Raw genomic sequence first — 15274 nt, forward strand, 5'->3', positions numbered from 1 at the left:
CGCCATCGGTCAGGGCCATGGCCTCCTGCCAGCGCTCCAGGAAACGCTGGCGCTGCTGTTCCACCAGCTGCGGCAGCATGGGGCCGGCCTGGGTGGCCAGCTGGCGCAGCTGGGCGATGTGGCCCAGCAGCATGGTGGCCAGGCGTGCGCCTTCGCGCGCCCGGGCCTGCACTAGGGCGTCCAGCGCTTCGGTCGCCAGGGCCTGCAGGGCCGGGCCCCAGTCCTGGCCGGCACCCTGTTCGCCGGAGGCCAGCTTGAGGATGTCGGCCACGCTCAGTCCCCGGGCCTCGGGCAGCCAGGACTTCACGCTGTCCTGCAGCGTGTTGAGGCGCTGCAAGAGGCGCGGGCTGGGCTCGGCCACGTTGCCGGCCACGGTGGATTCGACAAAAGCGCGCAGTTCGACCTTGCCGCGTTTGAGCCGTCCCTGCACCAGTTCGCGCAGGGCGGGCTCGTGCGTGCGCAGCTCCTCGGACAGGCGCAGGCTGAAATCGAGGAAGCGGCCGTTGACGGAACGGATTTCCAGGCCGAGGCGGACGGGGGCGGAGGGGCTGTCGGTGCCGGTGGCGGCGCCCTGCTGGGCACTGGCGTAGCCGGTCATGCTGTAAACTGGCATGGCGTATTCTTGATCTGTATAACGACCCCGAGAATAACCGGATTGGGCCCGGTCATCGGGGCAGCCCCACCAGAATGATGTCCAAGGTCAAACCAGCACCCCTGTCCCCGGAAACCCAGATTGGCGGTTACCGCGTTGTCCGCAAGGTGGCGGCCGGAGGCTTTGGCGTGGTGTACCTGGCCATCGACCCGGAGGGCCAGCAGGTTGCCATCAAGGAATACCTGCCCGCTTCCCTCGTGGCCCGAGGGCCCGGCGAACTGCTGCCCCAGGTCACGACCGAAAAGCTGTCCCTTTATCGTCTCGGCCTCAAGAGCTTCTTCGAGGAAGGCCGCTCGCTGGCGCAGATTTCGCACCCCTCGGTGGTCAGCGTGCTGAACTTCTTCCGCGAGAACGAGACCGTCTACATGGTGATGAACTACCTGGAGGGCGCCTCCCTGCAGGATTTCATCATCACCGCGCGCGACCAGAAGCAGCAGAAGGTGTTTCGCGAATCCACCATCCGCTCGCTGTTCGACGAGATCCTGCGCGGCCTGCGCATCGTGCACCAGCACAAGATGCTGCACCTGGACATCAAGCCGGCCAACATCTTCATTACCGACGACAACCGCTCGGTGCTGATCGACTTCGGCGCAGCGCGCGAGGTGCTGAGCAAGGAAGGCAACTTCATCCGCCCCATGTACACGCCTGGCTTCGCCGCGCCCGAGATGTACCGGCGCGACGCCGCCATGGGCCCGTGGACCGACATCTACGCCATTGGCGCCTGCATCTACGCCTGCATGCAGGGCTACCCGCCCAACGAGGCGCCGCAGCGCCTGGAGAAAGACCGCCTGACCACCGCGCTGGCACGCCTGCGCGGCGTCTACTCCGACAACCTGATCGAGGTGGTGGAATGGACGATGGCGCTGGACCCCTTGTCGCGCCCGCAATCGGTGTTCGCCTTGCAGAAAGAACTCAGCCGCGAGGGTGAGCGTCGTTACACCAAGCTCAGCATGGCCGAGAAGATGCGCCTGCAGTTCGACACGATGGTGGCCGACACCAAGAAGAGCGTCAAAAGCGTGACGGGCGGCGTTGCCGTCAAGCCGAAATGAAATTTTCCGTTTTCCAGATCAGCCGCAAGGGCGGGCGTGGCACCAACGAAGACCGCATGGGTTACTGCTACACGCGTGATGCCGCGCTGTTCCTGCTGGCCGACGGCATGGGCGGTCACCCGGAAGGCGAGGTGGCGGCCCAGCTGGCGCTGCAGGTGGTCTCGGCTGCCTTCCAGCAGGAGACCAAGACCGGCATCAAGGACCCGCGGGCCTTCCTGGCCTCGTCGATCCTGCTGGCGCACCGCCAGATCCTCACCTATGCCGCCAGCAAGAACATGCTGGACACCCCGCGCACCACTTTCGTGGCCGCCCTGATCCAGGGTGACAGCGTGTGCTGGGTGCACTGCGGCGATTCACGCCTGTACATGGTGCGCGACGGCGAGATGCTGGCGCGCACACGCGACCATTCCTATATGGAGCAGCGCCAGGACGAAGTGCCGCCCGGCGCCAAGAACGGTGACAAGACCAATCGCAACGTGCTCTTCACCTGCCTCGGTTCGCCGGCCAATCCGGTGTTCGATGTCATGGGGCCGATCAATCTGCAGCAGAGCGACCGCATTTTGCTGTGTTCCGATGGCTTGTGGAGCGCGCTGTCCGACGTCGAGATCGTCTACGACCTCGGCCTCAAGCAGGTGGCGCGCGCCGTGCCCGATCTGGTGGACAAGGCACTTGAGAAGGCGGGCGCCAGCAGCGACAACGTGACCGTGATCGCCATGGAGTGGGAGACGCCCGACGGCTTCGAGGAGACCCGCGGCAGTGTCACCACCGACAGCATCAACGACGGCGTCTTTGCCTCCACGGTGCAGGCGGGCGGTGTGGAAGGCCTGGTCGAGGACCTGGACGACGAGGCCATCGAACGCTCGATCGCCGAGATCAACGAAGCCATCCGCCGCACGGCAGCCCGACGCAACAGCTGAGCGGCCCGGTGCCGACGGCTGCGTCTATTTTTTCCGGATCCGAAACATGAGTGCTTATTCCCGTAGCGGCGGTCGCGCTGCCGACCAGTTGCGCCCGGTGCGCATCACGCGCAGCTACACCATCCACGCCGAAGGCTCGGTGCTGATCGAGTTCGGCAACACGCGTGTGCTCTGCACCGCTTCGGTGGAAGAGCGCGTACCGCCGCACAAGAAGGGCAGCGGCGAGGGCTGGGTGACGGCCGAATACGGCATGCTGCCGCGCGCCACCCACACCCGCAGCGACCGCGAGGCCGCGCGCGGCAAGCAGACCGGCCGCACGCAGGAGATCCAGCGCCTGATCGGTCGTTCCCTGCGTGCCGTCTTCGATCTGAAGAAACTGGGCGAGCGCACCATCACGCTGGACTGCGACGTGCTGCAGGCCGACGGCGGCACCCGTACCGCGGCCATCACAGGCGCTTTTGTCGCCGCGCAGGATGCGGTCAACACCCTGCTGGCCGCCGGCAAGCTCACCGCCTCGCCCATCAGCGGTCATGTAGCCGCCATCTCGGTGGGCATCGTGCAGGGCACACCCCTGCTGGACCTGGAGTACACCGAGGACTCGGCCTGCGACACCGACATGAACGTGGTGATGACCGGCGCCGGCCACTACATCGAGGTGCAGGGCACGGCCGAGGGCGCGGCCTTCAGCCGCCAGGAGATGGACCGCCTGCTGGCCCTGGCTGAGTTGGGTGTCAAAGAACTGGTGCGCCTGCAGGACGAGGCGCTGAAGTCGTGAAAAAAATCGTTCTCGCCTCCAACAACTCGGGCAAGCTGCGCGAGTTGCAGGAGATGCTGGCGCCGCTCGGCCTGGAGCTGGTGCGCCAGGGTGAGCTGAACATCCCCGAGGCCGAGGAGCCGTTTCGTACCTTCCTGGAAAACGCGCTGGCCAAGGCACGCCATGCCGCGAAACTCAGCGGCTTGCCTGCCATCGCGGACGACGCGGGCCTGTGCGTGGACGCCTTCGGCGGCCTGCCGGGTGTCGACACGGCCTACTACGCCACGCAGTTCGGTTACGCCAAGGGTGACGACAACAACGTCACGGCCCTGCTGGAGCAGATGAAGGATGTGAGCAACCGCCGCGCCGCCATGGTCAGCACCCTGGTGGCCCTGCGCTCGGCCGACGATCCCGAGCCGCTGGTGGCCGTGGGTCGTGTGAGTGGCGAGATCGCGCGTGAGCGCCTGGGCACGAACGGTTTCGGTTTCGACCCCGTGATGTTCATCCCCGAGTTCGGGCAAACCTTCGCGCAGTTGCCGATCGAGGTCAAGAACGCCAACAGCCACCGCGGCCGCGCTGCCCGGGCCATGGTCGAGCTGATCCGCGAGCGTTGGCTTTAGCCATGCCCCACGACATCCAGCACTACCTGCGCCCCGGCACGCTGCAGCTGGCCAGCCTGCCGCCGCTCTCTCTCTACGTGCACCTGCCCTGGTGCCTGAAGAAGTGCCCGTATTGCGATTTCAACTCGCATGAGATGCGTGCCGCCGACATGCCCGAGCAGCGTTACCTCGACGCGCTCGTGGCCGATCTGGAAAGCGCGCTGCCGCTGATCTGGGGCCGCAGCGTGCACAGCATCTTCCTGGGCGGTGGCACGCCCAGCCTGTTCGCACCCGAGTCCATCGCCCGCCTGCTGTCCGACATCCGCGCGCGGCTCAAGCTCTCGGCCGACTGCGAGATCACCCTGGAAGCCAACCCCGGCACCTTCGAGAAGGAGCGCTTCCGCGCCTTCCGCGACGCCGGTGTTACCCGCCTGTCGGTGGGCGTGCAGAGCTTCAAGGACGCGCACCTGCAGCGCATCGGCCGGGTGCACGACAGCGCCCAGGCCATCGCCGCGCTGGAGGAGGCCGCGCGCAGTTTCGACACCTGGAACCTCGACCTCATGTACGCGCTGCCGGGCCAGAGCCTGGAAGACCTGCGCCAGGAAATCGACCAGGCCCTGGCCTTCGCGCCGCCCCATCTCTCGATCTACCACCTGACCATCGAGCCCAACACCTACTTCGCCAAGCACCCGCCGCAGGTCCCCGAGGACGACACCGCCTACGCCATGCTGGACATCATCACCGAGCGCACCGGCCTGGCCGGCCTGCAGCGCTACGAGGTCTCGGCCTATGCGCGTACCGGCCACCATTGCCGTCACAACCTGAACTACTGGCAGTACGGTGATTACCTGGGCATCGGCGCCGGCGCCCACGGCAAGATCAGTTTTGCGCACCGCATCGTGCGCCAGGTGCGCACGCGCGAGCCGCGCCTGTACATGGAGCGTGCGCTGGCCGGCAACGCCGTCGCGCAGGAAGAAGAGATCAAGCGCGCCGACCTGCCTTTCGAGTTCATGCTCAACGCCCTGCGTCTGCGCCAGGGTTTCGCGCTGGGCGAGTTCAGCGAGCGTACCGGCCTGGCCATCACGGCCATCGCGCGCCAGCTCGAAGAAGCCGAACGCAAGGGCTGGATCACGCGCGACCTGCAGCGTGTGCAGCCGACCGCGCTGGGCTTCGACTTCCTCAGCGACCTGCAAAGCCTGTTCCTGCCCGATCCCGCCTGACGCCGGCTATAGTCGGTGCAGGCAGCGCAGGAGGGCCGGCATGTTCTCGATCTACGGTGAAAGCGGGCGCATCTTCAAGGGCGCCATGGAAGACCTGTGGCGCATCGAGGCCCTGCGCGCGGTCACGCGTACACGCCGGCTTGAAGCCCAGCAGACCACCCCGGCCGTCAGCGCCGTGACCGGCCACGAGGCCCCGCCGCCCCGAACCCTGGCGGGCGCCGCCCTGTCGGCGTATGCCCAGGCCAGCGGCGGCCCGCCGCCACGGCACCCGCTGACCCGTGTGGCCGATGTCATGAGCCGGGGCGCCACCACCGTCACGCAGGAACTCACCGTGCTGCAGGCCTGGCAGATGCTGGGCAGTGCCGGTCTGGGCCAGGCGCCCGTCATCAATGCGCAGGGCGAGCTGGTGGGTCTGCTGACCCGCGCCGAACTGCTGAACCTGGAACGCCTGCCCCAGCCCGATGCGCCCAGCCTGGTCTGGCGCGCCCTGCTGATGCAGCCGGTCTCGGCCGTCATGCTCAGCCCGGTGCCGGCGGTGTCCGAGGACATCGACCTGCGCCGTGTTGCGCGTGTGCTGCTCGATACCCGGCTGCCGGGCCTGCCGGTGGTGGCCGAAGAGGGGCAGGTCACCGGTTTCATCTCGCGCAGCGACATCCTGCGTGCGGTAGTGCACGATCCACCGCTGGATCTGTGGAGCTGAGTCTGGAAAGCCGCTGCGCCATCGATTACCATCCAGCGATCAACAGGCCCTGCCTGTCGTGTCCAGATGGAACGTCGCAAGATGACCGCACTCGAACCATGACGGGGAGACACATTCGGTGCTCGCAAACCTGAAGACCTATTGGCGCTGCGATGCCTGGTATTTTCTGCCGGCCGTGCTGGTGTTCATGGTGGCCATGGCCTTGCCGCCCTTCCCCTTGTTCGAAGACCGGGCTTCCGGCATGCTGCAGCTGCACCTGTTGCTGGAGTTGTTTGCCGTCATCGTCGCCATCCTGATCGTGGTGGTCTCCTGGCATGACATCAAGCACCAGAGCAGGCCCGAGTCGGGCATCCTGCTGGCCGGCTTCACCGTGGTGGCCTTCGTGGACCTGGTGCATGCCCTGACCTATGACGGCATGCCCAGGCTGGTCACCGAAAGCTCCACGCCCCGCGCCATCTTCTTCTGGCTGGCCGGCCGCACCCTCGTGCTGCTGACGCTGCTGCTGGTGGCGTTGCGCCTGCGCCTGCAGCTCTCGCGCTACCTCTGGCTGGGCATCGCCATCGTGTCGAGCGCCGCCCTGTTCTGGCTGGGAACCTGGGGGATGGACTGGGTGCCGACCACTTTCGTCACCGGCAGCGGTGTCACGACCTTCAAGCGCAACTATGAGTACGGCCTGTTCATCGGTTATGTGGTGCTGGCCCTCCTTTTTGTCTACCGCGCGGGAGCGGACAACCGCCAGCGCTCCTTTGCCTTTGCCTCGTCCTGCCTGGTCATGGCCATGGGCGAGATCGTGTTTTCCAACTACAAGGCGCCTTCGGATTTCCTGAACATCTTCGGCCACGTTTTCAAGATCGTGTCCTATGCCTTCCTCTACCAGAACGTCTTCGTGCTGGCGATCCGCCAGCCTTACGAAGCCCTGCGCAAGAGCGAAGGTCGGTTCCGGGCGCTGACCGAGCTGTCGGTCGATGGCTACTGGGAGCAGGATCGCAACTTCCGTTTCACCCAGGTGTCCCAGTCGTTCAATGGCATGGAGATGCAAGCCATGCTCGGCCGTGCCCGCTGGGAATTGCCCGTGCTGGGAGTGAGCCCCGAGCAGTGGCAGGCGCACCGTGCACAGCTGGAGCGGCACGAACCTTTCCGGGATTTTGTCTACCAGGTCGAGGTGGCACCCGGCAAGGTCCGCACCCTGGCGGCCAATGGCAGCCCCCTCTTCGGCGAGGACGGCGAGTTCCTCGGCTACCAGGGCGTGGGACGCGATATCACCGAACAGCTGGCGGCCGAGAAGCGTATCGAGTTCCTGGCCTATCACGACACGCTGACCGGCCTGCCCAACCACCGCCTGCTGCAGGAGCAGTTTACGCAGTTGACCGCCCAGTCCCTGTACCCCGAGGCGCGGGCCGCCCTGCTGCTGCTGGACCTGGACAACTTCAAGGGCATCAACGACATCCTCGGGCATGACAGCGGCGATGCCCTGTTGCGCGAGGTGGCCCGGCGCCTGCGGGCCAAGGCGCGCGACGTGGATGTGGTGAGCCGCCAGGGCGGTGACGAGTTTTATGTGCTGATGCCCGGCTTGCGGCACACCGATGACGTGGCCCTGCTGGCCTCCGCCCTGATGGAGAGTCTGCAGGAGCCGGTGATGCTGGGGGGGCAGGAAATCGTCACCTCGGCCTCCATGGGCGTGGCGATCTACCCCGACGACGGCGGCGATCTGGAGACCCTGCGCAAGAAGGCCGATGTGGCCATGTACCAGGCCAAACAGGCCGGCCGCAACACCTACCGTTTCTTCGATGCGGCCATGAACGTGGAGGCCTTCGAACACCTCAGCCTGCGCAACGGCCTGCACCGTGCGCTGGAGCGCAGCGAACTCGCCCTGCACTACCAGCCGCAGTTCGATCTCTCCAGCGGCGTTGTCATCGGTGTGGAGGCACTGCTGCGCTGGCGCCACCCCGAGCGCGGCCTGATTCCGCCGGCCCGTTTCATCCCGGTGGCCGAGGAGAGCGGCCTGATCGTGCCCATCGGTGTCTGGGTGCTGGGTGAAGCCTGTCGCCAGGCCATGGCCTGGCAGCGCGAGGGCCTGCCGGGGCTGACCATGGCCGTCAACCTCTCGGCCGTGCAGTTCAAGCGCGGTGATGTCGAGCAGTCGGTGCTGCGCGCGCTGGAGGAATCCGGCTTGTCACCCCAACTGCTGGAGCTGGAGTTGACCGAGTCCATCCTGATCCAGAACGCCGAGGGCGTGCTGGCCAGCCTCAAGCGGCTCAAGCAGATCGGGGTGAAGCTCTCCATCGACGACTTCGGCACCGGCTACTCCAGCCTGTCTTACCTCAAGCGTTTCGACATCGACAAGCTCAAGATCGACCAGAGTTTCGTGCGCGACCTGGGCAAGGACGAGGAGGATGCAGCCATCGTACGCGCCGTCATCCAGATGGCGCACAGCCTCAGCCTCAAGACCATTGCCGAAGGCGTGGAAACCGAAGAGATGGTGGCCAGCCTGTGCCGCTACGGCTGCGACGAGGCGCAAGGCTATCACTTTGCCCGGCCCATGCCGGCATCGGAGGTGACGGAGTTCTTGCGCCGTGCGGTGGCGGAGCCGGTCTGTACGCCCTTGAATCAGCCCGCCTGAGCGGGTGAGCGCTGGTCTGGCGGAAGCGGTGGCTTTCGAACAACAGCCATCAAGCTTGGCTATGCTCACAGCGTTTGTTCTTGCTGACCCTCACGAGTTCTGCCAGATGCGGCTTCCGTCAACGAAACCTTAATCCCCATGATTTCAAGCAAAATTTCATGGGCACGCTCTTCAAATTTTGTCTTGTCTGTCCAGAATCCTATAAATTTCTGAGCGCGATCAGCTATGTATTTTTCTCGAATAGACTCCAGCTGCTTTAAATATTCTTCAGCTTTGTCGTAGTCCTTCTTCAAATGCGCTTTTTTGCTCCCGAAATGATGCGGACTCAGCAGCTGACCGTATTCAAGGATGAAAATATATAAGGCGCGAGTGGAGGAAATGAGTGCGTTCCCTTCAGTCTTCATTTCGGGGAAGTACAGCCTCAGAAGGACTTGCAATTTTTCGACTGGTGACGGTCCAATTTCCACCTCTTTAAACATGATGCTGTTGTCGTGAGCGGAATCAAGCCACTCTTCAATAGCCAGCGAGCATAGAACGAGCTCTTCAAGCTTGGCGCGCCGTAGAGATTTCCACTCTCTGAGTGTCCAGTCATGATGCAGAACCTCGGCTCTGACATCCTCAACTACTTTTGTGTTGCTTTTCAATTGCCGTTGCACTTCGTCAAATTTGTCAGCAATGGCGGAGAGTTCGCCTCTCTTTTTGGCGAGGCCACTCGCATAGGAGCCACAGTAGGCGGCAACAATTGATAGCGCGAAAAATAGTATGTAGTACCACCATTGAAGATGCAGTTGCTGCTTGACAATCTGTTCGGCGATTCTGTGAATTAATTCTTCAGACATGGCTCCCCCTTGTTGAGTTCAACTTGCACTGCGCTGCTCACTTTAAGCTGCTGTGTCCAGGTTTGTAAACCCTGTAGATGGCCCGCTTCACACTTGATGGGTGAATGTTGAAGATCTTGGCCAGGGTGTCCATCGTGTAGATGCCCTGCTTCCAGAGTCGCACCAGGTCGGCTTCGTCTTCCGGGGTTAGCGTCCTCGCCCGGTCGCAGTGCACGCCGCGCTCGAACTCTGCGAAGGAGCCGAGCATCTGCATCATCATGTGGCCGGCCAGCGTCTTTGTGTCGATGGGCTCGGTCGAGTCGTGTGAGGTAACGCTGGCTTGCTCGATGTGGTCGAGAATCTGCAGCAAGTCGATCAAGCGTTGTTCAAGGTGCGTCAATAAAAAAGCGCAGCATGTGCTGCGCTTTTTATGACTGGCGGAGGCGGTGAGATTCGAACTCACGAACGGTTGCCCGTTGCCGGTTTTCAAGACCGGTGCAATCGACCACTCTGCCACACCTCCGGAACACCGATTCTAGCGTCTGGGCCTGTCAGCTGGCGGTCTCGTCCCCGGTATCGCTTTCTGCTTCGCGTACAGCGGCAGCCGCAAACAGGGCGGCCGGCGAGCCGTCGGCCTTGCGTGCGGTGCGCAGGCTCAAGCCCCCGGCGGGCCGGCCCTGCTCGCCCAGTGCGGCGCGCAGGTTGGGGTTGCCGTTCCTGGTGCGCCACTGCTGTACGGCGGCTTGCAGCTCGGCCGCGTCGCTGATCTTGGCGCCGTAGCGTTGCAGCACCAGGTGGGCCGTCTCGATCAGCTTGGCGTTGAGTGTCTCGTTGCCATGGATCAGCAGGTTGCGCACGGCGCCGGCCGGGTCGCCGCCCAGGCTCAGGGCCATGGCGGCCTCGGCCAGCTTGAGCGCGTGCGCGCTGGCCGTGCGCAGGCGTTCGGCATAGGCCGGGTGCACGCCGGCGGCGCCGGCCAGCAGCTCGCTCATGGAGCGGCCGGTGGAAAAGCGCAAGCCCAGGGCGTCGACGGCGGGTTCAACGTCGTCGAGCTGGATGGCCTTGTTGGCCAGCTGGGCCATCAGGGCCAGCAGGTTGGTGGCCGACTCGAAGTCGAAGGCCGGGTCCTTGACCTTGCCCGCCTGCGCGCGCACGGCCTCCACCGCCCGCGCGAACTGGCGGTCCATGATGAGGATGAGCGCGTCGACGATGGCGGCCTGGCGCTGCAGGCGCGGGTTTTTCTCGTCGCGGTCGATCAGCTTGACGAAATCGTCGCGACAGTGCTGCAGGCCCTTGCGGTCGCCGCACTCCAGCCGCGCGAAGGCCAGCAGCACCAGGGTCTGGCAGTCGAACATCTTGGAGTCCAGGCCCAGGCGCGCGCACTGGCCCAGGATCTTCTCGGCCTCCACGCGGTCGCCGCTGTAGTACATCATCAGGCCCAGGTTCTGCAGGCGCGAGATGGAGAAGGGGGTGACCGCGCAGGCCATGCGGTAGGCGGCCAGGGTCTGCTCATGGTTGCCCAGCTCGAACTGGGCGCGGCCCAGCACGTCGTAGGCGTCGGCGTAGCGCGGGTCGTCGCTGATGAGGTTTTCCAGCGTGCTGATGGCGCGTGTGGGCTCGCCGTTGTCCAGCAGTGCGCGCGCCACACCCAGTTTGGCCCAGGGCATGGTCTTGGCGGCAATCACCGCTTCGTACAGCTTCTGGGCCTGGGCATAGTCCTCGATGCGCATCAGCAGCTCGGCACCGATGCGCGCGGCATAGAGCCAGAAGGGACCGCGGGCCTCGAAACGCTGCAGGCACAGCCGCGCGCCTTTTTCGAACTCTTCGGCCTCGATGGCGGCAAAGATGTCGGCCAGCGCGGCCTTGCGCTGGCGCGCCTGGTACAGGCGCTCGGCCAGGCGGGTGGCGGTGTGCGGCTTGATCAGGTAGCCGTCCAGGGCCGATTCGGCGGCCTCGGCCACCTTGGCATAGGTGGCCTCGCCGGTGACCATGATGAAGACCGTGGCAAAGGGCAGCAGCTGGTTGCGCCGCAGGTCGTCCAGCAGGTCCTGGCCGGTGGGGGTGCCGGGCTGGAAATACTGTTCGCACAGCACGATGTCGAAGGTCTTGAGTTCCAGCACCTTGCGCGCATCGATGGAGCGGGTGGCCTGCTCCACGGCGCCGACACCGAACTCGCGCAGCTGGTTGACCAGGATGGCGCGCGAGGTCGGGTTGCCGTCAACGACCAGCGCCCGGGTGTTGGAAAGATCGTCGTCGTACAGCGCCATGCGCGGACCGGTCTCAGGTAAGGAATGCGGGGATGATAGCCCCGATGTCACCAAGCAACCAGCCCCGGTCCGCTGACGCGAACCGGGGCTGTTGTGTCTGTGGCGATGCAGGGCGTGTGCCCTGCATCAGGTCAGGCGTCGGGCGCGACCTTGTGGTTGGCCAGGGCTTCGATGGCTTTCACCAGGGCCGAGTGATCGGCCTGGTCGTGGCCCAGCGCGGCGCAGGCCTGCATCAGCTGCGCGGCGTTGGCGGTTTGCGGCAGCGCCATCTTGAGCGACTTGGCGCCTTGCAGGGCCAGGTTCAGGTCCTTCTGGTGCAGCGCGATGCGGAAGCCCGGGTTGAAGGTGCGCTTGACCATGCGCTCGCCGTGCACTTCGAGAATGCGTGAGGCGGCGAAGCCGCCCATCAGGGCCAGTCTTACCTTGGCCGGATCGGCGCCGGCCTTGGAGGCAAACACCAGCGCTTCGCTGACGGCAGCGATGTTGAGCGCGACGATGATCTGGTTGGCCACCTTGCAGGTCTGGCCGGCGCCGTTGCCGCCGATCAGCGTGATGTTCTTGCCCATCAGTTCGAACAGGGGCTTGACCTTGTCGAACACGGCCTCGTCGGCGCCGACCATGATGGTCAGCGAGGCGGCCTTGGCGCCGACTTCACCGCCGGAGACCGGCGCGTCCACGTAGTCGCAGCCCAGGGCATTGATCTTCTTGGCGAATTCCTTGGTGGCGATCGGATCGATGGAGCTCATGTCCACCACGACCTTGCCTTTGGACAGGCCCTTGGCGATGCCGTTCTCGCCGAACAGCACCTTCTCCACGTCGGGGGTGTCGGGCACCATGGTGAAGATGATGTCGGCGCGCTCGGCCACGCCGGCGGGCGTGGTGCACACCGTGGCGCCGGCGTCCACCAGCTCCTGCGGCACCTTGCTGCGGGTGTTGACGAACAGCACGTGGCCGCCCTTGATGAGGTTCATCACCATGGGGGTGCCCATGATGCCCAGGCCCACGAAGCCCAATTTCAGTCCGGATTTGGTCATGTCGATTCTCTCGTCTCTTATTTCGTCAAAGTCTTGATCCAGCCCAGGCCCTCGACCGTCTTGGTGCGGGGCTTGTACTCGCAGCCGATCCAGCCGGTGTAGCCGATGGCGTCGAGGTGGCGGAACAGGAAAGGATAGTTGATTTCGCCGGTGCCCGGCTCATTGCGGCCCGGGTTGTCGGCCAGCTGGATGTGGCCGATGCGCGGCAGGTAGGCCTGCGCGGTGGCGGCCAGTTCACCTTCCATGCGCTGGGCATGGTAGATGTCGTACTGGATGTACAGGTTGTCGCTGCCCACCGCGTCCAGCACCGCCGCGGCCTGCGCCGTGGTGTTCAGGAAGAAGCCGGGGATGTCGTAGCTGTTGATGGGCTCGATCAGCAGGCGCAGGCCGGCGGCCTTGAGCTTGTCAGCGGCGAACTTCAGGTTGGCCACGAAGGTGGTCTGCGCCTGCTCGCGGCTCACGCCGGCGGGCAGCTTGCCGGCCAGGCAGTTCACCTGCGGGCAACCCAGGGCCTGGGCGTACTCGATCGCCTTCTCCACGCCCTCGCGGAATTCCACGATGCGGTCCGGGTGGCAGGCAATGCCGCGCTCGCCGCCGTCCCAGTTGCCGGCCGGCAGGTTGTGCAGGACCTGCTTGAGGCCATGGGTCTTGAGCAGGCTGGCCAGTTCGTTCTTGTCAAAGGCGTAGGGGAACAGGTATTCCACTGCCTCGAAGCCGGCCGCCTTGGCTGCCGCGAAGCGCTCCAGGAAGGGCACTTCGTTGAACAGCATGGTCAGGTTGGCTGCAAATTTGGGCATCTTTTTACTCCATCCATATCAAAGAGGGCCGGCATTGCCGGCCCCGGGTTCTCAGGCTCTCAGGTTCAGGCCGGCGCGCCGACGCGACGGTTTTCCGTTTCCTCGAACTCGATGATATTGTCAATCTCGGTGCCCATGGCGATGTTGGTCACGCGCTCCAGGATGACCTCGATCACCACCGGCACGCTGAACTGCTCCATCAGCGCCTCGGCCTGTGCAATGGCCGGGGCCAGTTCGGCCGGGCTGTGCACGCGGATGGCCTTGCAACCCAGGCCCTCGACCACCTTGACGTGGTCCACGCCGTAGCCCTGGGCCACCGGGTCGCCCTGGGTGTTGATGTTCTCGAAGGCCAGCTGCACGCAGTAGTCCATCTCGAAACCGCGCTGTGCCTGGCGGATCAGGCCGAGGTAGGAGTTGTTCACCACGACGTGGATGTAGGGCAGCTTGAACTGCGCGCCCACGGCCAGTTCCTCGATCATGAACTGGAAGTCGTAGTCACCCGACAGGGCCACGATCTTGCGGCTCGGGTCGGCGGCACGCACGCCCAGGGCGGCGGGCACGGTCCAGCCCAGCGGGCCGGCCTGGCCGCAGTTGATCCAGTGGCGCGGCTTGTAGACGTGCAGCATCTGCGCGCCGGCGATCTGCGACAGGCCGATGGTGCTGACGTAGCAGACGTCCTTGCCGAAGGCCTCCACCATGCCCTGGTAGACACGCTGGGGCTTCATGGGCACGTTGTCGAAGTCGGTCTTGCGGTGCAGGGTGGCCTTGCGCTCCAGGCACTCGGCGGCCCAGCTCTTGCGGTCGGCCAGCTTGCCGGCGGCCTTCCACTCCTTGGCGACCTGCACGAACAGTTCCAGCGCGGCCTTGGCATCCGACACGATGCCGTAGTCGGGCGAGAACACGCGGCCGATCTGGGTGGGCTCGATGTCCACGTGCACGAACTTGCGGCCCTTGGTATAGACCTCGACCGAGCCGGTGTGGCGGTTCGCCCAGCGGTTGCCGATGCCCAGCACGAAGTCGGACGCCAGCATCGTGGCATTGCCGTAGCGGTGGCTGGTCTGCAGGCCGCACATGCCGGCCATCAGGGGGTGGTCGTCAGGGATGGTGCCCCAGCCCATCAGGGTGGGGATGACCGGCACGCCGGTGAGTTCGGCGAACTCCACCAGCAGGTCGGAGGCATCGGCGTTGATGATGCCGCCGCCGGAAACGAGCAGCGGCTTGGCCGATTCGTTCAGCATGGTCAGCGCCTTCTCCACCTGGGCGCGCGTGGCGGCCGGCTTGTAGGCGGGCAGGGAGGAATAGGTCTCGGGATCGAACTCGATCTCGGCCATCTGCACGTCGAAGGGCAGATCGATCAGCACCGGGCCCGGGCGGCCCGAGCGCATCAGGTGGAAGGCCTGCTGGAAGGCGCGCGGCACCTGGGCCGGCTCACGCACGGTGACCGACCACTTGGTCACGGGCTTGGAGATGGACTCGATGTCCACCGCCTGGAAGTCTTCCTTGTACAGGCGGGCACGCGGGGCCTGGCCGGTGATGCACAGGATCGGGATCGAATCGGCCTGGGCCGAGTACAGGCCGGTGATCATGTCGGTGCCGGCCGGGCCGGAGGTGCCGATGCACACGCCGATGTTGCCGGCATTGGCGCGGGTGTAACCCTCGGCCATGTGCGAGGCGCCTTCCACGTGGCGCGCCAGGATGTGGCTGATGGTGCCCTGCTTGCGCATGGCGGCGTACAGCGGGTTGATGGCAGCGCCGGGGACGCCGAAGGCTTGCGTGACGCCTTCTTTTTCCATCACCCAGACGGCGGCTTCGATCGCTTTCATTTTGGCCATGGGGAGTTTTCCTTG

Annotated in this window: 14 protein-coding genes and 1 tRNA gene; 7 read left to right on the forward strand and 8 right to left on the reverse strand. The window is 65.0% G+C overall.

The genetic code is table 11. The annotated features are described in order from the left end of the window. A partial coding sequence (locus AO057_RS18215; protein WP_240480747.1) for a YicC/YloC family endoribonuclease occupies positions 1 to 613 on the reverse strand: 613 nt, incomplete at its 3' end. Between the two features lie 77 nt (positions 614 to 690). Between AO057_RS18215 and AO057_RS07140 the strand changes: the two genes are divergently transcribed. The 7 genes from AO057_RS07140 to AO057_RS07170 all read left to right on the forward strand — a co-directional run bounded on the left by AO057_RS07140 (position 691) and on the right by AO057_RS07170 (position 8511). Next, a complete protein-coding gene (locus AO057_RS07140) occupies positions 691 to 1701 on the forward strand; it encodes a serine/threonine protein kinase (RefSeq protein ID WP_057677202.1) in 1011 nt (336 codons plus the stop codon). Continuing rightward, positions 1698 to 2618, forward strand: coding sequence for a PP2C family protein-serine/threonine phosphatase (locus AO057_RS07145; RefSeq protein ID WP_057674979.1), 921 nt, complete (start codon positions 1698 to 1700; stop codon positions 2616 to 2618). Before AO057_RS07140 ends, AO057_RS07145 begins: the two co-directional genes overlap by 4 nt. A 46-nt stretch (positions 2619 to 2664) precedes the next feature. After that, on the forward strand, positions 2665 to 3393 hold the full coding sequence (gene rph, locus AO057_RS07150; protein WP_057674980.1) for a ribonuclease PH: 729 nt from the start codon (positions 2665 to 2667) through the stop codon (positions 3391 to 3393). Beyond that, positions 3390 to 3992 carry an RdgB/HAM1 family non-canonical purine NTP pyrophosphatase gene (rdgB, locus tag AO057_RS07155; protein ID WP_082605446.1) on the forward strand — a complete coding sequence of 201 codons (603 nt, stop codon included), beginning with the start codon at positions 3390 to 3392 and terminating at the stop codon, positions 3990 to 3992. The genes rph and rdgB overlap by 4 nt, the downstream gene beginning before the upstream one ends. Before the next feature lie 2 nt (positions 3993 to 3994). Next, positions 3995 to 5191: a radical SAM family heme chaperone HemW gene (hemW, locus tag AO057_RS07160; protein WP_057674981.1), complete on the forward strand. Its 1197-nt coding sequence runs from the start codon at positions 3995 to 3997 to the stop codon at positions 5189 to 5191. A gap of 40 nt (positions 5192 to 5231) precedes the next feature. Next, positions 5232 to 5891, forward strand: coding sequence for a CBS domain-containing protein (locus tag AO057_RS07165; protein WP_057674982.1), 660 nt, complete (start codon positions 5232 to 5234; stop codon positions 5889 to 5891). Positions 5892 to 6009: 118 nt separating this feature from the next. After that, entirely contained in the window at positions 6010 to 8511 is a 2502-nt protein-coding gene (locus tag AO057_RS07170; protein ID WP_057674983.1) for a bifunctional diguanylate cyclase/phosphodiesterase, read from the forward strand. A gap of 65 nt (positions 8512 to 8576) precedes the next feature. Here the strand turns inward: AO057_RS07170 and AO057_RS07175 are convergent, their stop codons facing one another. The 7 genes from AO057_RS07175 to gcl form a co-directional block, all read right to left on the reverse strand. Further along, positions 8577 to 9350 (reverse strand): hypothetical protein, encoded by a 774-nt coding sequence (locus AO057_RS07175; RefSeq protein WP_057674984.1) that lies wholly within the window; start codon positions 9348 to 9350, stop codon positions 8577 to 8579. A 37-nt stretch (positions 9351 to 9387) separates the two neighbouring features. Next, positions 9388 to 9792 (reverse strand): recombinase family protein, encoded by a 405-nt coding sequence (locus tag AO057_RS07180; protein ID WP_082605447.1) that lies wholly within the window; start codon positions 9790 to 9792, stop codon positions 9388 to 9390. Next, positions 9765 to 9852: transfer RNA gene (locus AO057_RS07185), tRNA-Ser, on the reverse strand. Before AO057_RS07185 ends, AO057_RS07180 begins: the two co-directional genes overlap by 28 nt. A 28-nt stretch (positions 9853 to 9880) precedes the next feature. Beyond that, a complete protein-coding gene (locus AO057_RS07190) occupies positions 9881 to 11596 on the reverse strand; it encodes a response regulator (RefSeq protein ID WP_057674986.1) in 1716 nt (571 codons plus the stop codon). Between the two features lie 131 nt (positions 11597 to 11727). Then, the gene (gene glxR, locus AO057_RS07195; protein WP_057674987.1) at positions 11728 to 12630 is read right to left on the reverse strand and encodes a 2-hydroxy-3-oxopropionate reductase; all 903 of its coding nucleotides are present in this window, start codon (positions 12628 to 12630) and stop codon (positions 11728 to 11730) included. A gap of 17 nt (positions 12631 to 12647) precedes the next feature. After that, positions 12648 to 13427, reverse strand: a complete 780-nt coding sequence (gene hyi, locus AO057_RS07200) for a hydroxypyruvate isomerase (RefSeq protein ID WP_057674988.1) — start codon at positions 13425 to 13427, stop codon at positions 12648 to 12650. 65 nt (positions 13428 to 13492) lie between these two features. Then, positions 13493 to 15259 carry a glyoxylate carboligase gene (gene gcl, locus AO057_RS07205; RefSeq protein WP_057674989.1) on the reverse strand — a complete coding sequence of 589 codons (1767 nt, stop codon included), beginning with the start codon at positions 15257 to 15259 and terminating at the stop codon, positions 13493 to 13495. Positions 15260 to 15274 lie beyond the last annotated feature (15 nt).

Source organism: Curvibacter sp. PAE-UM (assembly GCF_001432305.1).
Classification (GTDB): Bacteria; Pseudomonadota; Gammaproteobacteria; order Burkholderiales; family Burkholderiaceae_C; genus Hylemonella.